Source organism: Streptomyces sp. NPDC001194 (genome assembly GCF_042896985.1).
In the GTDB taxonomy this organism is placed as follows: domain Bacteria; phylum Actinomycetota; class Actinomycetes; order Streptomycetales; family Streptomycetaceae; genus Streptomyces.
Genome location: NZ_JBIAXU010000014.1, coordinates 162,550 through 182,344 on the forward strand (window position 1 = coordinate 162,550; position 19,795 = coordinate 182,344).

The 19,795-nt window shown below is 72.4% G+C and carries 18 protein-coding genes; 4 read left to right on the forward strand and 14 right to left on the reverse strand.

The genetic code is table 11. From position 1 onward, the window contains the following. Positions 1 to 33: 33 nt before the first annotated feature. The 4 genes from ACFY1T_RS25265 to ACFY1T_RS25280 all read right to left on the reverse strand — a co-directional run bounded on the left by ACFY1T_RS25265 (position 34) and on the right by ACFY1T_RS25280 (position 3,649). Positions 34 to 951, reverse strand: a complete 918-nt coding sequence (locus ACFY1T_RS25265; RefSeq protein WP_390790187.1) for a phosphopantetheine-binding protein — start codon at positions 949 to 951, stop codon at positions 34 to 36. A gap of 34 nt (positions 952 to 985) precedes the next feature. Beyond that, a complete protein-coding gene (locus ACFY1T_RS25270; RefSeq protein WP_390790188.1) occupies positions 986 to 1,828 on the reverse strand; it encodes a ScbR family autoregulator-binding transcription factor in 843 nt (280 codons plus the stop codon). Between the two features lies 1 nt (position 1,829). Then, positions 1,830 to 2,678 (reverse strand): BTAD domain-containing putative transcriptional regulator, encoded by an 849-nt coding sequence (locus ACFY1T_RS25275; protein WP_390790189.1) that lies wholly within the window; start codon positions 2,676 to 2,678, stop codon positions 1,830 to 1,832. A gap of 350 nt (positions 2,679 to 3,028) precedes the next feature. Next, entirely contained in the window at positions 3,029 to 3,649 is a 621-nt protein-coding gene (locus tag ACFY1T_RS25280) for a ScbR family autoregulator-binding transcription factor (RefSeq protein WP_390790190.1), read from the reverse strand. Between the two features lie 557 nt (positions 3,650 to 4,206). On the opposite strand from ACFY1T_RS25280, the gene ACFY1T_RS25285 reads away from it, so the two are divergent. Continuing rightward, complete coding sequence (locus tag ACFY1T_RS25285; RefSeq protein ID WP_390790191.1) at positions 4,207 to 5,163, forward strand: ScbA/BarX family gamma-butyrolactone biosynthesis protein; 957 nt, start codon at positions 4,207 to 4,209, stop codon at positions 5,161 to 5,163. A gap of 52 nt (positions 5,164 to 5,215) precedes the next feature. Here the strand turns inward: ACFY1T_RS25285 and ACFY1T_RS25290 are convergent, their stop codons facing one another. Then, on the reverse strand, positions 5,216 to 6,061 hold the full coding sequence (locus ACFY1T_RS25290; protein ID WP_390790192.1) for an SDR family oxidoreductase: 846 nt from the start codon (positions 6,059 to 6,061) through the stop codon (positions 5,216 to 5,218). 135 nt (positions 6,062 to 6,196) lie between these two features. Here ACFY1T_RS25290 and ACFY1T_RS25295 point away from each other — a divergent pair, with 135 nt between their 5' ends. Continuing rightward, positions 6,197 to 6,862, forward strand: coding sequence for a ScbR family autoregulator-binding transcription factor (locus ACFY1T_RS25295; protein WP_390790193.1), 666 nt, complete (start codon positions 6,197 to 6,199; stop codon positions 6,860 to 6,862). Positions 6,863 to 6,956: 94 nt separating this feature from the next. Here the strand turns inward: ACFY1T_RS25295 and ACFY1T_RS25300 are convergent, their stop codons facing one another. The 8 genes from ACFY1T_RS25300 to ACFY1T_RS25335 all read right to left on the reverse strand — a co-directional run bounded on the left by ACFY1T_RS25300 (position 6,957) and on the right by ACFY1T_RS25335 (position 16,208). Next, on the reverse strand, positions 6,957 to 8,462 hold the full coding sequence (locus tag ACFY1T_RS25300) for an FAD-dependent monooxygenase (RefSeq protein WP_390790194.1): 1,506 nt from the start codon (positions 8,460 to 8,462) through the stop codon (positions 6,957 to 6,959). A 581-nt stretch (positions 8,463 to 9,043) separates the two neighbouring features. Continuing rightward, entirely contained in the window at positions 9,044 to 9,433 is a 390-nt protein-coding gene (locus tag ACFY1T_RS25305; RefSeq protein ID WP_390790195.1) for a DUF6009 family protein, read from the reverse strand. Further along, positions 9,430 to 11,019, reverse strand: coding sequence for a phage/plasmid primase, P4 family (locus ACFY1T_RS25310; protein ID WP_390790234.1), 1,590 nt, complete (start codon positions 11,017 to 11,019; stop codon positions 9,430 to 9,432). The genes ACFY1T_RS25305 and ACFY1T_RS25310 overlap by 4 nt, the downstream gene beginning before the upstream one ends. Positions 11,020 to 11,036: 17 nt before the next feature. Then, positions 11,037 to 12,149, reverse strand: coding sequence for a bifunctional DNA primase/polymerase (locus ACFY1T_RS25315; RefSeq protein ID WP_390790196.1), 1,113 nt, complete (start codon positions 12,147 to 12,149; stop codon positions 11,037 to 11,039). Between the two features lie 567 nt (positions 12,150 to 12,716). After that, positions 12,717 to 13,505 carry an ABC transporter permease gene (locus tag ACFY1T_RS25320; RefSeq protein ID WP_390790197.1) on the reverse strand — a complete coding sequence of 263 codons (789 nt, stop codon included), beginning with the start codon at positions 13,503 to 13,505 and terminating at the stop codon, positions 12,717 to 12,719. Then, a complete protein-coding gene (locus tag ACFY1T_RS25325) occupies positions 13,502 to 14,500 on the reverse strand; it encodes an ATP-binding cassette domain-containing protein (protein ID WP_390790198.1) in 999 nt (332 codons plus the stop codon). The genes ACFY1T_RS25320 and ACFY1T_RS25325 overlap by 4 nt, the downstream gene beginning before the upstream one ends. A gap of 60 nt (positions 14,501 to 14,560) precedes the next feature. After that, a complete protein-coding gene (locus ACFY1T_RS25330) occupies positions 14,561 to 15,403 on the reverse strand; it encodes a DUF4097 domain-containing protein (RefSeq protein ID WP_390790199.1) in 843 nt (280 codons plus the stop codon). A gap of 280 nt (positions 15,404 to 15,683) precedes the next feature. Beyond that, positions 15,684 to 16,208, reverse strand: a complete 525-nt coding sequence (locus ACFY1T_RS25335) for a hypothetical protein (protein WP_390790200.1) — start codon at positions 16,206 to 16,208, stop codon at positions 15,684 to 15,686. Between the two features lie 275 nt (positions 16,209 to 16,483). Between ACFY1T_RS25335 and ACFY1T_RS25340 the strand changes: the two genes are divergently transcribed. Further along, positions 16,484 to 17,023: an ArsR/SmtB family transcription factor gene (locus ACFY1T_RS25340; protein WP_390790201.1), complete on the forward strand. Its 540-nt coding sequence runs from the start codon at positions 16,484 to 16,486 to the stop codon at positions 17,021 to 17,023. 17 nt (positions 17,024 to 17,040) lie between these two features. Continuing rightward, on the forward strand, positions 17,041 to 18,321 hold the full coding sequence (locus ACFY1T_RS25345; protein ID WP_390790235.1) for an MFS transporter: 1,281 nt from the start codon (positions 17,041 to 17,043) through the stop codon (positions 18,319 to 18,321). Between the two features lie 21 nt (positions 18,322 to 18,342). On the opposite strand, the gene ACFY1T_RS25350 is transcribed toward ACFY1T_RS25345, so the two are convergent. Further along, a complete protein-coding gene (locus ACFY1T_RS25350) occupies positions 18,343 to 19,695 on the reverse strand; it encodes an AMP-binding protein (RefSeq protein ID WP_390790236.1) in 1,353 nt (450 codons plus the stop codon). Positions 19,696 to 19,795 lie beyond the last annotated feature (100 nt).

Sequence of the window (19,795 nt, forward strand, 5' to 3'; positions counted from 1 at the left end):
GTGCTCCTTCTGGGGGTATCCGGCAGTTCGGCTTCAGCCGCGGCGGCCGAGCAGTACGAGGGCCTCGTCCACGGTGAGCCGGTCGTCACGGATCGCGTCCAGCAGGACGTCGAGGTCCCCGCCGGGAAGGCGCCGCACGGCGGTCGCCGGAGAAGTGGTGGCGGCGGCGGCAGCGGCGCCCGCGACACCCGCGGCCACGGCCGCGGCCGCGACCGCCGGGCGGAGCGCCGGCTCCGGCGTCCGCGGGGCCGGGGTGCGGGCCTGCGCGGCCTGGACCGCCTGTGCCGCCGCACCCGTACGGGTCGCGATGTAGGCGGCCATGGCGGCCAGGTTCGGGTGCTCGTACAGCAGGACGGACCGCTCCTGCAGGCCGAAGCTGCGGTTGACGACCGCGATGAACTCGGCGCCCACCATGGAGTCCACGCCGAGCACGTTGAACGCGGCCGTGTTGTGGATGTCCCAGGGGTCGCAGCACAGGATCCCCGCGAGCTGTTCGCGCAGCACCTCCGCGATGCGGGTCGCCGCGGCGGCCGCCGGCGCCTGCCGCTCGGCGAGTGCGGAGGCGGCGGGTGCGGGTGCGGGTGCGGCGGCGGGTGCGGCGGCGGGGAAGGCGAAGGCGGCCGGCGCCTCGTACTCCGCGGCCACGGCCGGTGCCCCCGCCGCGACGGCAGCGGGCACCGGGGGAACCGGCGCCGCGGCCGCGCCGCTCGCCGCCCGCGCGACCTCGCGCGCGAACGACACCGGGGTCGGGAAGTCGTAGAGGTCGGACGCGCGCACGCGCAGCCCGTACCGGGTGTTGACGACGGCCACGAACTCCACGACCAGCAGGGAGTCGAGCCCCATGGACTGGAAGGTCTGCTCGGGGTCGATCTTCTCCGGCTTGACCCGCAGGACGTCGCCGAGCACTCCGATGAGGTCGGTCAGTACGTCGTCGGGATGTTCCATCGTCATCGCAGGCTCCTCCAAGCCGTCGGGTGGCACACGGTCACGCGCTGCTCCCGGAGAACACCGGACGGGAAGGGCAGTGCCCGCTCTCGTCCAGGACGTCGCCCCGTACGTCCCCCACCCGCCGCGGCGCCGTGTCGGGTTCCGGCCTCCCGACACGGAAGTGCCGTTCCGCGCCCTCCGGCACCAGGATCGGCAGCAGGAGCGACCACAGTCCCGACACCCGGCGCTGCAGCTCGGCGTACGGCATTCCCGTGGCCGCCAGCGTCTCGATGCCGCAGGCCGCCGCGGCGACCAGGGACTCGACGCCCTCCCAGGAGCCCCCGGCGCGCAGTTCACCCGCGTCCCGGGCCTCGCGCAGCAGCCCGCAGACCTCAGCGAGCCAGATCCGGTGGAAGTCGGTGGAGAGCGCGGGCAGTCCCGCGCACTCTTTGGTGATGCGGAAGCTGGCCGGGACCGCCGGTTCCTCGCGCAGGCTGAGTGCGAGCCAGTTCGTCGTGTCGACCAGGGTCTGGAGCGGTGAGCCGCCGGATGCGCGCAGTTCGCGGACCGCATCGCGCAGCAGCTCGCAGCCGCGCAGCTGGACCGCTTCCGCCAGTTCCTCCTTGGAGGCGAAGTGGAAGTACAGCGCCCCTTTGGTCACTCCGGCGAACACGGCGATCTCCAGGAGCGTCGCGTTCGCGTAGCCGCTGCGGTGGAACATCTCGGCGCCCGCGTGCACGAGCTTCCTGCGGGTCCGCTCCGACCTCTCCTGCACCGCGCCGCCTCCGCGGGCCGTGGTCCGGGAGCGCTTGCGGCCCCGGGCCCCGGACCCGGCCGCGTTCCCGGTGTCGGTATCGGTACGGGTGTGGGTACGGGTGTCGGTGTCGCGTGCGGCTGTCATCTCAGCCCACGCGTACGAGTCGCTCGCTGTTGTTCTCCGCCACCGCGGGAGCTTCCGGGTTGGCCATGAGGATCGAGCGCTGCAGCCGGCGCAGTGCGGCCGAGGGCTCGAGCCCCAGCTCGCGTACGAGCGTGGCGCGCAGCCGCTGGTAGACGTCGAGGGCCTCGCCGCGCCGTCCGGAGCGGTGCAGGGCCAGCATGAACTGGCCGTGCAGGTTCTCGTGGGTGCGGTAGCGGCTGGCCAGCACGGTGAGTTCGGCCAGCAGCTCGCGGTGCCGCCCGATCCGCAGATCGGCCTCGATGCGCTGGTCGAGCGCACAGAGCCGGGTCTCCTCCAGCCGCCGCGTCTCCATGTCCAGCTGGATGCCGCCCTGCACGTCGGCGAACGCCGGTCCTGACCACAGCGACAGCGCCTCGCGCAGCAGCCGGGCCGCGCCCGGGAAGTCGCCCGCGTCCATCGCCCGGTAGCCCATGCCGGCGAGCCGGTCGAACTCGCGGACGTCGCTGGTGCCGCCACCGCTGTTGAGCAGGTAGCCGCCGGGCAGCGTGACGAGCACGTCCTTGGCGGTGCGCCGGCCCGCGGGGGCGGCTTCGCCGTCTCCGTCGGCCTCGCCCTGTTCCAGCGCGGTCGCGATGAGCGCCCGCAGCTGCAGGACGTACGTCTGCAGTGTGGTCCGCGCACTCCGCGGCGGAGCCCCCTGCCACAGTTCCTCGATCAGAGCCGACACCGGTACGACCTGGTCGGCATGGAGCGCCAGCAGTGCCAGCACCTGTCGCGGCTTGGGAGCGGTGGGCGTAACGGAGACTCCGCGTTCGCGCACCGCCAGTGTTCCCAGTACTTCGATGTCCACGCCGTACTCCCCTGTCCGTGGATGAGCCTTCGCCAGTAAAAAACAGGACCGGCGGTTTGTCAATACAAAACCGACCGCGCCGTTTCAATCTCCAGCCCATCCAGGACTCCTCAACACACGCCTCTGACCTGCGGATTTACCTCGCGCCCTCGGGGCCAGGGCGCGACTTCACCAGTCCACACCCCCTCCAGGAGAGGTCTAGATTTGGCAAAACAAACCGCCGAGTCTCCCGCATGCAGGAGAGACACACGAGGTGAACGCGTGCACGGCGCAGGGAGGTTGGACATGCAAGCGCCCCGGCCCCGGCGCAACTCGCGCACGGAGACCGGGGCACCACCTCCGTGCGGCCCCTACGGGGAATGGGTTCCGACGGCCACGAAACCGGCGAGCCGCTCCGCCGGCACGAGGGTCGGCAGCAGCAGCCGCCAGAAGCGGGTCACCGTCGCCGCCGACAGCCACGCCCCGTCCCGTACACCGAGCACCTCGAAGCCCACGGTCGCCGCCACCACGGCCGTCACCACGTCTGCGGCCTCCGCCTCGGGACGCAACTCGCCTTCCGCCTCGGCCCGCTTCAGGGTCTCCTCGACCCAGCAGCGCCAGCCCTCGCGCAGGTCGCCCGGGCCCAGCCGGGACGGTTCGCCGCTCAGCGCGAAACCGGCCCGCAGCACCGGATCCGTACGGAGCGCGCCGGCGAGTGCGTGCGTCACGTCCACGAGGAGCCGCACCCGGCTCGCGCCGGCCGGTGGAACGTCACCGGTGAGCACCCTCAGCCGGGCGAACGCCGCCTCCTCGACGGCGTTCGCCAGCGCGGCCTTGCTGGGGAAGTGGAAGTGCAGCGCTCCGTTGCTCACCCCGGCCAGGGAACTGATCGTCGTGAGGGACGCCGTCGAGAAGCCCTCCCGGTCGAATACCTCGGCCGCCGCCCGGATCAGAGCCTCGCGCGTACGCGCCGCACGTTCCTGTTTGACCATCGACTGCTCCGTCACTGCGGGATGGGGTTGCCGTGCTTGCCAAGGGGCAGGCCGGGGGGTGACCTCGGAGCCTCGCGAGAGGAGGCGGGCTCGGCGTTTTCGGGCAACGCACACCGCCCGTGCCGACCCCTCCCACGGTGTGGTCCCGATCCAGAAGGACTATAACAAACCGTCTGTGCGGTTTCTATTGGTAGAGCTGTGTACCTATCCCGTCACAGCAGGTGGAGATCACGGCCGGATCCGGCAGGATGTTCGCGGACACCTTCTGTCCACTCGCTCGAGAACGGTTCGTGCTTCACTCGATCCGCCCGGGTCCGGCCTGCGACGGGTCCCACGCCCCGCAGGCCCGGAAACCCCGCCCGTCAGCACGAACGCGCGAATCGGAATAAATGCCTCCGCTAATTTTCCTGGCGGACAGCCACATGAGCTAGAAATTAAACCGGTTGGTATGTATCTTTTCCAGCCAGAGACGCACACGCCGTTCTCGCCAGCGGAGCCCAGGGGGAGCAATGTCTGCGAGCACGTTTCAAGTCGAACGCACTGCGTTCGGACCCGAGATGGAAAGACGAGAAGACCGGCCCGCCACCAGCGGCCCCGGCTTCTCCCGCCCCAGCACCTGGACCACGACCGTCCCCAAGGAATTAGTGCATCGAGCCGCCGTCGCCGAGGTGGTCCTGACCGACTGGCAGCGGGTGGACGAGACGCGCTTCGTGCTGACCGCGCAATGGCCCCGGGGGCACAGCTTCTTCACCCCCGTGGCGGACGACTACCACGATCCGCTCATCGGCTGCGAAACGATCCGCCAGATCGGCCTGCTCCTCGGGCACGCGGAGTTCGGCGTCCCGCTCGGGCACCAGTTCATCGTCTGGGACATCGGCATATCCGTGCGCCCGCAGCACTTGCGGGTGGGCTGGGCCCCTGCGGCCCTCGACATCGAGGTCGTCTGCACCGAGGTCAAGCGGCGCGGCGGGAACCTGTCGGGCCTGCGCTTCGAGGCGGTGCTGCGCCGCGAGGGGCACGTCGTCGCGACCGGGGGCGGTTCCCTCTCCTGCATGGCACCGGGGGTGTACCAGCGCGTACGCGGCGGCCACACCCTCGGCGGCGACTGGTACCAGCTTCCGCTCATCAGCCCGGCCGCACCCCAGAGCGTCGGACGCATGTCGCCCATGGACGTGGTCCTCTCCCCGACCGGCGAGCCCACCCGCTGGCAGCTCCGGGTGGACACGCGCCACCCCATCCTCTTCGAGCACGCGGTGGACCACGTACCGGGCATGGTGCTGCTCGAAGCGGCACGGCAGGCCACGGCCTCCGTGCTGGGGCGGTCCTCGTACCTCCCGCTGAGCATCAACGCCGAGTTCAAGCGGTACGCCGAACTGGACTCCCCGTGCATGATCACGGCGGACCTCGTCCCCGGGCGGGGTCCGGACGGAGAAGAGACCGTGCTGGTCACCGCGCACCAGGATGGAGCGGTGGTGTTCAAAGGAGCCGTTACCGCAGGGGAGCACGGCCGCTGAGCGACCGCTCACGGCCGGCCGCCCTCGCGGCCGCGAGGGCGGCCGCACATCGTCACGGGGCGGCGAAGGCGCTCAGGTGATCGCTCGCCCACCGGCGGAAGGAGCCGGCGGGCCGGGCCAGCAGCGCGGGGAGCGTCGCGTCCACGGCGGCCTTCGCCCCCGCGCGCTGCCGCTCGGCACCGTCCAGCAGCGCCTCGGCGAGCTCGCTCGGATGGCGCCGGAACATCGCAGCGCGCGCCCGTTCGAGGGGCAGTTCCTCGAACCGCAGCGGGCGGCCCAGCAGCTCGGAGAGGTGCGCCGTCTGCTCGGCCGCGCTGATCGCCTCCGGCCCGGTCAGGGTGTAGGACCGGCCCGCGTGCCCCTCCTCGGTGAGCGCGCGAACGGCGACCTGCGCGACGTCGCGGGGATCGACACAGGCGTTGGCCGACACCCCGTACAGGGCCCGCACCATGTCGTCCGACCGGATGGAGGGCGCCCAGGACAGCGTGTTGGACATGAACGCGCGCGGACGCAGCAGCGTCCACCGCATCCCGGAGCCGCGCAGCAGGTTCTCGTTCGCCCGCTGCCACCGCGTGATCAGGTCCTGCGCCCCCGCGTCCTCGACGGCCGCGGCGGACAGCTTCACCACGTGCCGCACTCCGGCCGACCGCGCCGCCCGTACGAAGCGCTCGTCGTCGTCCCCCACCCGGCTGGTCACCAGCAGCGCGGTCCGCACGCCGTCGAGCGCGCGGGCGAGCGACGGCGGATCACCGTAGTCCCCCCGGACGATCTCCGCCGTGGCGGGCGCACCCGTGACGCGCGCGGGTTCCCGGGCCATGACGCGGACCGCCAGACCCTCGGGAAGGTGACGGATCACGGTGTTCCCTATCGTCCCCGTGGCCCCGGTGACCAAAATCATGCGCTTTTCCCCCGACTTGACTTCATCTTCGGCCGCCATGAGCCGAATGTGGTTGCCCGCTGTAATATACGAACTGGGCGGTTTTTTTACGGACCGCGATCGATGGATGACACCCCAAGGAGGTGAGGAGGCACAGTGGCTGAGCAAGTCCGCGCTATCCGCACACGGCAGACGATCCTTTCTGCGGCGGCCAAGATCTTCGAGGAACACGGCTACCAAGCAGCCACCATCTCCCAGATCCTCGGCGAGGCCGGGGTGACCAAGGGAGCGCTGTACTTCCACTTCCAGTCCAAGGAGGACCTGGCCCAGGGGGTGCTGGCCGAGCAGGACCAGCACCTCATGGTTCCCGATCGCGCCTCCAAGGTGCAGGAGATCGTGGACGTGGTCATGCTGCACGCCCACCGCCTGCAGACCGACCCCATGGTGCGCGCCGGCGTACGGCTGTCCATGGACCAGCTGGCCCAGGGCCTCGACCGCAGCGGCCCCTTCCTGCGCTGGGCGGAGGTCGGCACCACGCTCCTCGACCGGGCACAGGCCCAGGGCGAGCTGCTGCCCCACGTCGTGGTGCCCGAGACCGCCGACGTCATCGTGGGCGCTTTCGCGGGCATCCAGTCCATGTCCCAGGCCATCTGCGACTACCGCGACCTGGTCGCCCGGGTCTCCGCCCTGATGCGCCACTTGCTGCCCAGCGTCGTGATGCCCTCCGTGCTCGCCTCGCTCGACCTCACCGAGTCCCGCGGCGCGGCGGTCTACGGGGAAGCTCGCAGGGCCGCAGACGCACTGGAGGCGGCGGCCGGCTGAGCCGGTCCGGGATCGGTACGGATACGGGCACGGGCCGGGGCACCGACCGGCCCGTGCCCGTACCGATCCGGGTGACGTGGAGGGACCCCGCTCCTCACCGGCATCCCGTACGGGCGCCCCCGGCGAAGTACGCCGACAGCGTGGCGGCCAGGTCCGCGCCGCCCGGCGCCCACGCGATGTAGCCGTCGGGGCGCACCAGCAGGGCCTCGTACGGCACGTCGGGCGTGGGCCGGGCGCGCACCACGCGCAGGACCCCCTCCCAGCCCCGCGCGTCCTCGCGGTGGCCGGCGCCCTTCTCGCCGAGGAGCAGCAGCAGCGGCCGGCCGCCCCGCAGTAGCCGGATGACGTCCGTCTCGCCGGTCGAGGTGGTCAGTGCCGCATTGTGAAGAAACGTTCCTGCGGGCAGGCCGGAACTCCCGGGACACGCCGGCGGCACCGCCGGAAGCACCGTGTCCTGCGCGCTGATGAGCCCGCCGAGGTGCCCCTGGGCACCCTCCTCCGCCAGCAGCCCCGAGAACACCCCGCGCAGGGCGTCGAGCTCGGGCCCCGGCCGCATCAGCGCGAGCTGGGCCCGGGTGTTCTCGATGACCCGCCGGGCGACCGGCCTGCGCTCCGCGTCATACGTGCCGAGCAGGTCCGGACCCGCCTCGCCGCGCACCGCGAGCGCCAGCTTCCAGGCCAGGTTGAGGGCGTCGAGCACCCCGGTGCTCAGGCCCTGCCCCCCGATCGGGAAGTGCACGTGCGCCGCGTCCCCCACCAGGAAGACCCGCCCCTCGCGGAAGGTCCGCGCCAGCCGGGAGAAGTCGCTGAACCGGCCGAGCCACTGCGGCTCCTCCAGCGCGATCTCGCGGCCCGCGATCCAGGACACCTCCCGGCGCAGCTCCTCCAGGGTGGGCGGCAGGTGCCGGTCGGCGTGCGCCCCGGTGCAGTTGAGCGTCCGGATGTGCGTCCTGCCCTCGGCGTCGCGCTTGGACACGATCCAGCCGCGCGGGGTCCGGTGCCAGCCCTGGGGCAGCGCGTCCGGATCCGCGAGCGTGACGGCGCCCATCAGTGCGGAGGTGGTGGCCGGATGGGTGTCGGAGCCGATGCCCGCCCGGTCGCGGACCGTACTGCGCGCACCGTCCGCCCCCACCACGTACTCCACGTCGTACGCGGCCGGCCCGCGCGGCCCCTCGGCCGTGATCCGGACCCCGTCCGCGTCCTGGACCATCCCGGTCACCCGGTGCTCGCGCAGGATCCGCGCACCCGCCTCCCGGGCCCGCTCCTCGAACTGCCGCTCCAGCTGCGCCTGGGGGCGCTTGAGGATGGGCTCGGGCTCGGTCTCGGGCGCGGTGATGAACAGTCCGGGCAGCCCGGCGAAGTGGAAGGGGCTCCCGGTCCGGGGGCCCCGGGCACCGGCGTACGGGGCGGTCGGCGCCGGCAGATGGCCGCGCCGGGCCAGGCACTGCACGGCCCGGGCGTGCAGCGTGGTCGCCTTGGGCCGGTCGGACACGGTGGCCCGGGACTCGAGGAGCACCGTGTCGACCCCGTACCCGGCCAGCTCGGCCGCCACGAGCATCCCGACGGGCCCTCCGCCCACCACCGCCACCCGTGCCCGCATCCCGCGTTCCCCGTGCACAGCAGTCCCCTCCCCCGTTGACGCGCCCTCAGGCCAGGCGCGGAAATATACGGGATGGCCTGTTTCTTTTCCAAGGGCTGATGATCACCGGGTGCGGACCGTCGGGCCGGGCTACCCGCTCAAGCGACGGGCGCGGACGCGGCGTTCGCTCCGGTCGCGGCCCGGCCGGGTCCCCATCGAGGGCCGGGCCACCCGACCGACCGCCTCGGCGTCGAGGCCGCCTCCCCCGAGGAAGTCACCGCCGAGGAAGTCACCGCCGCCACCCGGGGTGCCGTGGAGACCGCTGTCAGCGGTGGATCATCTGGCCCGCTTCGGTGAGGGTCAGGGCGAGGCACCCCAGCCACCTGCCGGATCGCGGGTACTCCCAGTTCTCGGCGTTCGCGAGGACTGCGGGAAGGTCCTGTTTCGGGATGGGGGGACCGGGCTGCTCACCGAGAGAGCCGTCGCACGTCCTCGCCCGTATGGAGACCCGGAGATCCTCCGAGACCGCCGCCGGGAGGTGTCCGCAAAGCAGCGCCGTGCGCCCGCCGGGGCAGGCGGAACTTCGCGGACAGGCCCGCGGGCTACGGAAGCAGCCCGCGCACCGCCGAGGACATCGGCCCGCCCTCCGAACGCTCCGTCTTGCGCCCCTTGATGCCCGGCGCCAGCGTCCGGGCGTCCACGGCCTCGGCCGGCGCCCCCGTCGCGTACAGCCCCTCCGGGGCGGTGTCCCGGTCGTGCGGCAGCAGCCAGAACACCCGGCGCCGGAAGGTGCCGGAGGAGCGCGAGGGCTTCGCCTTCGGCCCCAGCAGCGCGTACCCGACCATCCGCCCGTCGCGGTGGTACGCGGGCCGCCCGCGCCGCGTCGGCAGCCGGTCCAGGCTCTGGCGGACATAGTCGAGGCGGCTGATGTCCTCGAGCCAGACGAAGTCCACCTCGTGGACGATCTCGTCTTCTGCGATGAGGGCGCTCATGCTGTCTCCTCGTCCGCGAGCAGGCCGATGCCCGGGTAGTACTTGCGCTGGTTGGACAGGATCATTTCCTTCGGCGAGGCCAGCCCCACCGACTCGCGCACGCGCGCCGCGAAGGCCCGGGAAGAGATCGCCGGAGCGCCCTCATGCTGGCACCAGCCCCTGTACGCCGCGTAGAGCTGCGCTTGTTCCGCCCTCAGATCGGGCTCCAGCCGGCAGGTCTCGCCGATGAAGCGCCCGGTGTGGTCCTCGGTCTCCGCGTACGCCGTCGTCGCGATCCGGACCCGCTCCGGACCCGTGAGGTCCCGGTCGCCGCCGAGGTAGCGGCGGGCGCCGTCGATGAGCCAGTTGAGGATGCCCGGACCCTCCTGGGTGACGAGTACGTCCGCCAGGTTGTCGATCTTGCGGTCGTCGGAGACGACCCGCTCGAACGGGATCATCCGCATGCGCCGCCAGAACGCGAAACCGCCGGTGCCGACCTCGGGCCGGTGGTTGCCCAGCAGCCACATCTTGTGCGTCGGCTCGAAGCTGAAGAAGTCCTGGCGCATCCGGCGCGCCTTGATGCGGTCGCCGCCGGTGAGCAGTTTGACGCGGGCCTCGTCGAAGCGGTCGCCCGGTTTGACCTCGCTGCACACGATCACCCGGCGGCCGTGCAGTTCGGCGAGGTCGGTCGGGTGCCCCTCGTACGGGCGCGACATCAGGAATCCGGGGGGCGCGGCGTCCGCGTAGTCCCCGAGCAGCTTCATCAGGACGTCCAGCAGTACGGACTTGCCGTTCTTGCCGGAACCGAACAGGAACGGCATGACCTGGGCGCCCACGTCCCCGGTGACGGAGTACCCGAGCAGCAGCTGGAGGAAGTCGATCATCTCCGCGCCCTCCGGCCCCTCGCCGAAGGTGTCGGTCAGGAAGCGGTTCCAGCGCGGCGTGGGCATCTGCTGCGGCGCCGCCGAGGTGGAGCGGGAGTGGAAGTCCTTCGTGGGCTCTGCGGGCCGGATGTGCCCGGTCCGCAGGTCCACGACTCCGGCGGGCGTGCACAGCGCGTACGGATCGGCGTCCAGGCGCGCCGCGTTGAGCACCATGCCCGGGGCGGACTTCGCCTGGGTGAGCATGGCGTTCATCCCGCTGGTGCTGAGCGTGCGGCGTCGGTGCTGCTGGAGTGCGACCGGGGTGTAGACGCCCCGCGGGTCGGTGGTGGCGATGGACTCCGCGAGGTCGCCCGCGGACCACATGACGGTGTCGTCCTCGTCGATCTGCCAGCGCGTGCCGTCCCAGCGGAACCAGCCGATGCCGGGAACGTGCCGGTAGTCGTTGCGGTAGAGCTTCACGAACAGCTTGGCGTTGCCGCGGTCGGTGAGGGTGTCGGGCAGCAGTCCGTCGGCCGTCGCCTCGCTGCCCTCCACCGCCGAAGGCTCCGTGGTCCCGGGCGTCGTCCGTCCCGGGTCGCGGTCGGCCGCCTCCCGGCCGGCCGGGGATCCTGCGGGGACCGGCGGCTCCTGGGGCCCGCGGGGCGCCGGTACGGGCTGCGCGAGTATCTGGGCCGCGACGGCCTGTACGTCGAAACCGGGCTGTACGTCGAAACCGGCCAGCATGCTGTCGTTCTCCGGCCTCACACGCGTCCTCTGAGGGCGAGCGGGCGCGCCAGGCCCGCACTCAGTCCGCCGCGGATGATGGCGCGGCAGCGGCGCTCCTGCCCGGGGCGGGCGGCTCCGGCCGCTTCCTCCAGGGCCCGCAGCGCCTCGGCCTCGCTGACGTGTCCCGCGGCGACGAGTCCTCCGGCCGTGTAGGCGGCGCGGTTCAGCTTCTCGGAGAACGCGGCCCCTTCGGCCATCGCGGCGCAGTCGGCGACATCGGCCAGCACTCCCGCCAGGACCCGGTCCGACACCGCCCGTCCCCCGCCCGCCGCGATGACGGCCTGCCGGGCGCGGGGCGGTACGGGCCGGGGCCCGGGAAGGGCCTCGGCGGGCAGGTGCCCGGTGCGCTCCAGCTCCCCGGCCAGCCAGCCGGGGAGGGGCGCGGGGATGCGTACGGACCCCAGGGGCCGGTAGACGCCGGAGGGGGTCACCGTCCCGGGGGCCACGATGTACCCGCCGTGCGCCCGTACGTCGACCTGCCAGGCCAGCGCCCGGCCGCTGCCCGAGCCGGCGGAACACTGCCACGGGCGACCGCCGTCGTTGCGGTACCAGACGTGCAGGCCCCCGGAGGGGGTCCGTACGCGCAGGGTCGTCTCGTCGTCCGCCGGGCTCGTGGCACCGCGCAGCGCGGCCAGCACGCCCAGGGTGTGGAAGCCGTTGGCCAGCCCGGTCAGGTCGACGGTGCCGGCGATCGGGATTCCCGGCAGCAGCCGTTCGCGGCCGGGGAGTTCCGCCCCGTGCGCGTCGATGTCGATGACCACGAGGCCCGCCGGACCGGTGGCGACACCGACCCCGAGATCCGGGCGCGCGCCCCACCACTGGCGGATCCGCTCGCAGTCGAGCGTGGCGGCATGGAACCCGTGACACCAGCGGCCCGCCCGCAGGCAGTCGCAGGCACCGCGGTCGTGGCCCGTGGCCCGGCAGGCGTCGCAGTTGCCCACGGGCGTCTTGCGGCCCGGCGCAAGGGGGTGAACCGGCCACCCCTGGCGCGCGCACCACGTGGCAGTCGTCAGAGGCTGCGACACGACCGCTGCAGCTCTCGTGAACTGCCTTCGGTCGCTGCGCGAAACCCGCAGGTCAGCTGCCATTCACTTCCCCCATAAGCGACTGAAGCGACTCAACGCCCAACAACAGATTAGCGAAACCGCCGGGAGGCGAGGGGCATATGAGCCAGAACAGGTGTACGCCTTCTCGAAGGGCCCCGGGGATGCCCCAGCGACCGAGCGACTGAACGCACAGCGACTCAGCCCCGCTCGGTCGCTCGTCGAGTCGCTCACAGAACACCAGGTCACAGCCTTGCGCAAGACGAAACAGCGACTGAAGCGACTCAAGTCCCCCATATATGACGCGCACACGCGCACACACACGCGCACGCCAATGTCTCCATATACCCGGACCTTGAGTCGCTTCAGTCGCTGTCTCCCCTGGCCATACCCTCTGACCTGCACTTTCTCCTCCGCTCTAAGAGCGACCCAAGAGTCGCTCAGTCGCTCTTCTTCAGTCGCTGCCCCCCGCCCCGCGCGCTCCGGGCCTTCTTGAGCGGTTCTGGAGTCCGGCTCCGGCGGGAAGCGAGCAGCGACTGAAACGACGCGAAGGGGCGGCGTACGCCGACGTGGTGTCGGAGTGCGCCGCCCCGGTCCGGGCCGTCGTACCGGCTACTTCGGGTCGCGGTCGAAGACCGACTTCGACCAGAAGTAGCCGAGCACGCAGAGCACGAGGCACCAGCCGACCGCGAGCCACCCGTTGATGCCGATCTCGGTGCCGAGCAGCAGCCCGCGCAGCGTCTCGATGGCGGGCGTGAACGGCTGGTACTCGGCGATCGGCCGGAACCAGCCGGGCATCGCGTCGACCGGGACGAAGGCGCTGGAGATGAGCGGGAGGAAGATCAGCGGCATCGCGTTGTTGCTGGCCGCCTCGGCGTTCGGGCTGACCATGCCCATTCCGACCGCGATCCAGGTGAGCGCCAGGGCGAACAGGGCGAGCAGTCCGAACGCCGCGAGCCATTCCAGGGCGGTCGCGTCCACGGAGCGGAAGCCGATGGCCACGCCCACGGCCCCCACGAGGGCCACGCTGGCGACCGACTGCAGCACGCTGCCGACGACGTGCCCGACGAGCACCGAGCCCCGGTGGATCGCCATCGTGCGGAAGCGGGCGATGATGCCCTCGGTCATGTCGTTGGAGACGGACACCGCGGTGCCGATCGTGGTGGAGCCGACGGTCATCAGCAGGAGGCCCGGCACGAGGTAGGCGATGTAGGCGGAGCGGTCGGCGCCGCCGCCCATGCCCGCGCTCATCACGTCGCCGAAGACGTAGACGAAGAGCAGCAGCAGCATGATCGGGGTCAGCAGCAGGTTGAGGGTCATCGACGGGTAGCGGCGCGCGTGCAGGAGGTTGCGGCGCAGCATCGTGGACGAGTCCCGGACGGCGTGGGCGAGCGTGCTCATCGGGCGGTCTCCTTGGGCTGGTCGGTGTCGCTGCCGCCGGTCAGGGCGAAGAACACGTCGTCGAGGTCGGGGGTGTGCACGGTCAGCTCGTCCGCCTCGATGCCGGCCGAGTCCAGCCGGTCGAGGAGGGAGCGCAGCTCGCGCTGGCTGCCGTCGCTGGGGATCTGGAGCGACAGCGCCTCGTCGTCCCGGGTGACCCCGCCGAGCGCGAGGGTGGCGTTCCGGTACGCGGCCGGGTCCGAGAAGCGCAGGCGGACGTGTCCGCCGGGGATCAGCCGCTTCAGCTCCTCGGCGGTGCCCTCGGCCGCGATCCGGCCGTTGTTCAGCACGGCGATGCGGTCGGCGAGCTGGTCCGCCTCCTCCAGGTACTGCGTGGTGAGGAAGACGGTGACGCCGTCCGTGACCAGCTCGCGGATGATCTGCCACATGTTGTGGCGGCTGCGCGGGTCGAGACCCGTGGTCGGCTCGTCCAGGAAGATGATCCGCGGTTTGCCGACCAGCGTCATGGCGATGTCGAGTCGGCGCTTCATGCCGCCGGAGTACGTGGAGGCCGGCTTCCCGGCCGCCTCCACCAGGTCGAAGCGCTCCAGCAGCTCCGCGGCGACGCGCCGCCCCTCGCTGCGGGAGAGGTGGTGCAGGTCCGCCATGAGGAGCATGTTCTCCTCGCCGGTGATGAGCCCGTCGACGGCGGAGAACTGCCCGGTGACGCCGATCGCGGCGCGCACCCCTTCCGGCGAGGCCGCGATGTCGTGACCCGCGACCCGGGCCTGACCGCCGTCGGCGCTGATGAGCGTGGACAGGATCTTCACGACGGTGGTCTTGCCGGCGCCGTTGGGGCCGAGCAGTGCGAACACGGATCCGGCCGGGATGTGCAGGTCGACGCCGTCGAGGACGGTCTTGTCACCGTACGACTTGCGCAGAGCGGTGGTGGAGACGGCGACGGGCGACGTGTGACCGTCCGCCCGCCTTGGCGTGGGCATGACAGAAGAAGGCATGGGGCCCTCCGTTCGAAGGCTGAAGTGGTCGGAAGACGGCGTCGTTCGAGGGGTGGTGGCTCAGGCCTTGGCGCGGCGGACGTCGATGTTGCCGTGCCGGGTGCGGGCGCGGACCTGGACGGTCTCCTCGGTCCCTCCCGGGGTCTCGGACGGGGTGAGCGCGTTGCGCACCTGGCCGGAGGCCGAGCTGACGTCGAGCCAGGCGGCCGTGCCCTCGCGGACGCCGACCTCGATGGCTCCGTACGAGGTCTCCAGCTGGATGGTGCCGCGCACCACTTCCCCGACGCGCAGGGTGCCGTGGGCGGTGGTCGCGGTGACCGAGTCCTCGGCGCGCCGGATCTCGATGTCGCCGTTGGCGCCGCTCACGCGCAGCTCGCCGTTGGCGGCGCCGACCGTGGTGGTGCCGTGCGAGTTCTTCAGGACGGCGGACCCGTCGACGAAGCCGACGCGCAGGCTGCCTGAGCTGGTGGTGATCTCGGCCGTGCCCTCGACCCGGTCGACGGTGATGGACCCGTGCGAGGCCTTCAGGTACAGCGGCCCGGTGGTGTCGAGGCGGACGTCGCCGGAGGAGGTCTTCACACGGACCTCGCCGAGCCGGCCCTCGCCGAGCACCTGGGTCCAGGAGCCGGTCGTGTCGATGCGCGAGCCGGTGGGCAGTTCGACGGTCACGTCGACGACGCCGGTGCGGCCGAACATGTTGGACTTGGGCGTCCTGACGGTCAGTACGCCGCCCGAGTACGCGACCTCGGTCTGTTCGGCCGTCCGCACGTCCAGGTCCTTCTTGGGGTCGCGGGGGTTCACCTCGACGACGGTGTCGGTGCGGTCACCGGCGACGAACTGGATGGAACCGGCCTCCACGCGCGCCGTGGCCGAGATCGGTTCGGGGGTGTCGAAAGAAGGCATGGCTGTCCCGTCCTCTTGGGTCTGTGGGTGAAGTGGTGGTGTGTTGCGCTCTGAGGCTTGAGGGCTGAGGGCTGGGTTCCGGGGCCTGGGGCCTGGGACCCGAGGGCTAGGGGGTGTCGTCGAAGTAGCTTCGTCCGCCCGCGAGGGCGGGGCCGGCGGGGTCTGGTGCGTGTGATCGCAAGGCGGAGGAGGGAGGCGACGCTCGCGTCGTCGACCGACGACAACGCGGCGAGCGCGCGTGCCAGACCCCGCCGGCCAGAAGGGACTTTGACGACACCCCCTAGCGCACCCAGCCGGTGATGCTCTGTCCGACGCTCTGGGTCTTCTCCGCCGGCCGCGGCCGCGGCCGGGCCCCGCCGTCGACCGCGGCCGACACGGCCCGTACCAGCCAGGCGTTGACCGACAGGCCCTCGCGGTTCGCGGCCTCCTCGGCGCGCGCCTTGAGGTGGGCCGGCAGGCGCAGGTTCACGCGGGCGGTGCCGCCCTCGTCGCCGTCGGCCGGGACCGCGGCCGGCAGCGGCTCGAAGAACGCGTCCGGCTCCGCGGGGGCACCGCCCCCGGTGGGCGGCAGCGTCACGACGAAGTCGGGGTCCAGTCCGCGCAGCCGTACGTCGACCGAGCCGGGGGCCAGCTCGCGGGTGATCTCGTCCATCGCGGCGGAGAGCACGTTGAGCATGGTCAGCCGGGTCGCGGACTCCAGAGGAGCCGTGAGCCGCTCGGCCAGCTCCCGGGCGTCTTCCCCACCGGCTTCGGCGGCCACCGCGAGCTCGCGGCGAAGGTTGTCGACATAAGGCGTGAGGTCCATGGCTCAATGATGGCACCACAATGGCGCCATACGCAAGCATCCATGGCGCCACTCATGGCACCGGCTGAGCCGAACACCCCTTCACCTGCGAAAACGCAGGAAAATTCACTGCCATCGCGATGGCGCCACACATGCCCACCCACCTTCAAAGGCGCCGCATGGCACCGAATGGCGCCACGCCGTGCCACGTGGCGCCACGCCGAGATGCGACCCGGCGGCACTCCGAATGCCGAAACCCCTTGCGCAATGGTCAAGAAGTGTTGACCATTGAGGACATGCCAACCGACGATCTTCCCGAGACGTTTCACGTCACCACGGACGAGCAGCTGCGCGCCGTTTCCAATCTCACGCGTCACCGGATCATGGCCGTGCTCCGCTTCGAGCCCGCGACGATCACGCAGATCGCCGAACGGGTCGGCCTCGCGAAAGGGAGTTCCAGCTACCACGTACGGCTGCTGGAACGGGCCGGCCTGGTGAAGGTGGTGCGGACGCGGAAGGTCCGGGGGGTCACCGAGCGGTACTACGCGATGGCCGCACGGTCGATCGTGCTGCCGGATCCGGGCGAGGGAGGGCCGGACGTGCTGATGCGGCACGCGGTGGCGGACCTGGAGGCGGCGCCGGCGGACGCCGAGCGGCACGTGGGGATGGCGCACCTGCGGCTCACCGACGAGCAGTTCGCGGAGCTGGGGACGCGGCTGGAGGCACTGGCCGCCGAGTACCGGAAGCTGTCCGACCCGTCGCTGCCGGACGCGTCATTCGTCTTCGCACTGTTCCACCCCGCACCGCGCCGACAGACCGAAGGGGACGCCAAGTGACCGCAGACATGAAGAAGTTGCCGACCGGGTTCGGACGCCTGTGGACCGCGCAGACGGTGTCCTCCTTCGGTGACGGGGTGACGCATGCCGCACTGCCGCTGCTCGCGCTGACGCTGACGCGGGATCCGATGGCGCTCGCCGTCGTCACCGCCGCCGGAACGCTGCCGTGGCTGCTGTTCGGGGTGCTCGGCGGTGCGCTGGTGGACCGCTGGGACCGCCGGCGCACGATGTGGATCGCGGATGCGGCGCGGGCGGTACTGCTCGCGATACCGGCGGCAGCGGCGGCGCTCGACGTACTGAACATTCCCCTGCTCGCGGCCGTCGCCTTCCTGCTCGGCCTCGGCGGACTCTTCTTCGACACGGCCGCCACGGCCTATCTGCCGGATCTGCTCGGCCGCGACCCCGCGCTCCTGGAGCGCGCCAACTCCCGCCTGCGCGGCACCCAGACCGCCGCGTCCGGCTTCGCCGGGCCCCCCGCGGGCAGTGCGCTGCTCGCGCTCGGGCGGGCGGTTCCGCTGCTCGCCGACGCGGTGTCGTTCGCCCTCTCCGCCGTGCTCGTACGGTCGCTGCCCGCGGCGCCCCGGCCCGTACCGCAGGCCCGTGAGTCGCTGCTGCGCCAGGCGCGGGCCGGCGCCGCCTACGTCTTCCGGAACCGGCTGCTGCTCGGGCTCGCGCTGCGTCCGGCGGTCGGGAACATCGCCTTCATCGCCGTGGAGACCGTACTCGCCCTCTTCGCGCACGACCGCCTCGGCATCGGCACCTTCGGCTTCGGCCTGCTCCTCACGGCGGAGGCCACCGGCGGCCTGCTCGGCGCGGGCATCGCCTCCTTCCTCGGCCGGCGCCTCGGCACCGGCACCGCACTGACCTGCACGGCCGCGGTCGAGGGCCTCGCCGTCCTGGGCCTCGCCGCCGCCCCGAACCCGTACGCCGCCGGCCTCGCGCTCGCCGTCTGCGGGGCGGGCATGGGCGCCACGATGGTGCTCGCGCCCTCCCTCCGGCAGGCGATCGTCCCCGCCCATCTGATGGGCCGCGTCGCCTCCACCTCCCGCATGCTCGCCATGTGCGCCGCCCCGTTCGGCGCCTTCCTCGGCGGCTGGCTGGCCGCCGCCTACGACGTGCGCACCCCGCTCTACACCGCCGCGGGCCTCCTCCTCGCCATGACCGCCGTCACCGCGACCATGACCGGCAACCGCCGGGTCGAGGCGGCGCTGCGTGCCGCCGCCACCGCGGCCGACACCACCCACGACGCCACCCACGACACCGCGAACGGCTCCTCGCCCGCCAACCAACCGGTGTAGGGGGCCGCGCCGCGCGCCGGCTCAGCCGGCCTGCGGGCCGTACTCCCCCGTCAGCAGCAGCTTCTTCTGCGGCTTGCCCATCGCGTTGCGCGGGATCGCCGCCACGAACCGCACCTCCCGCGGCCGCTTGTGCACGGACAGGTGCGCGGCGACGAAGTCCGTGAGCTCCGCCCCCGTCACCCCCGCCGCCACCACGAACGCCACGACCCGCTGCCCCAGGTCCGCGTCCGGCACTCCCACCACCGCCGCCTCGCTCACCCCGGGATGGTCCAGCAGGGCGTTCTCGATCTCCCCGGCGCCGACCCGGTACCCGCCCGTCTTGATCATGTCGATGGAGGCCCGCCCCACGATCCGGTGGACCCCGTCCACCTCGTCCACGGCCGCGATGTCGCCCGTACGGAACCACCCGTCCTCGGTGTACGCGGCCGCCGTGGCCTCCGGCCGGCCCAGGTACCCGGCGAACAACGTCGGCCCGGTCAGCTGGAGTTCGCCGATCTCGGCGCCCGGCTCGGTCACGATCCGGGTACGGATCCCCGGCAGCGGGGTGCCGACCGTGCCGGGCCGCACCTCGCCGCCCGCCCGCCCGCTCACGGTGATCAGCGTCTCCGTCATCCCGTACCGCTCCACCGGCCGCAGCCCCGTCAGCCGCTCCAGGTCCCGGAACACGGGCGCGGGCAGCGCCGCGCTCCCCGACACCAGCAGCCGGGCCCCGGACAGCGCGCCCGCGGCCTCGGGGGCCGCGGCGATGCGGGACCACACGGTCGGCACACCGAAGTACAGGCTCCCGCCCGCCCGCGCGTACGCCTCGGGCGTCGGCCGCCCGGTGTGCACGAGGCGGCTGCCGGTGCGCAGGGCCCCGAGCACGCCGAGTACGAGCCCGTGCACGTGGAACAGCGGCAGCCCGTGCACCAGGGTGTCCTCGGCGCTCCACTGCCAGGCTCCGGCGAGCGCGTCGAGGTCGGCGGCGAGCGCCGCGCCGGTCAGCACCACGCCCTTGGGCGGGCCCGTGGTCCCGGAGGTGTACAGCACCAGCGCCGGGTCCGCGGGCGCGGCGGCGGGCCCGGTCCAGTCGGAGCGCCGGGCGAAGTCCACCTCCACGACCTCGGCCCCGGAGTCCCGCAGGACGTGCTCGCGCTCGGCGGGTCCCGCGTCGGGCGGCAAAGGTACGAACGGCACCCCGGCCAGCAGCCCCCCGACCGCGGCGGCGACGGTCTCCAGGGAGGCCGTCGCGGTCATCGCGAAGGACTTCGCCCCGGCCACGTCGGCGGCCACCGCCCGGGCCGCACCCAGCAGTTCCTCGTACGAGGCGGTCCGCCCCGCGACGGAGACCGCGTCCTTGCGATCCCCGTACACCCCGTCCAACGCCGTCAGCACGGTCACGTTCCCCTCGGTGTTTCACTCCGGCAGCTCGGCCCCAGGCTACGGCCCGCCACCTCCACCGGGGCTGGAGGAGCGGGGTCCGGAGCCGAAGCCC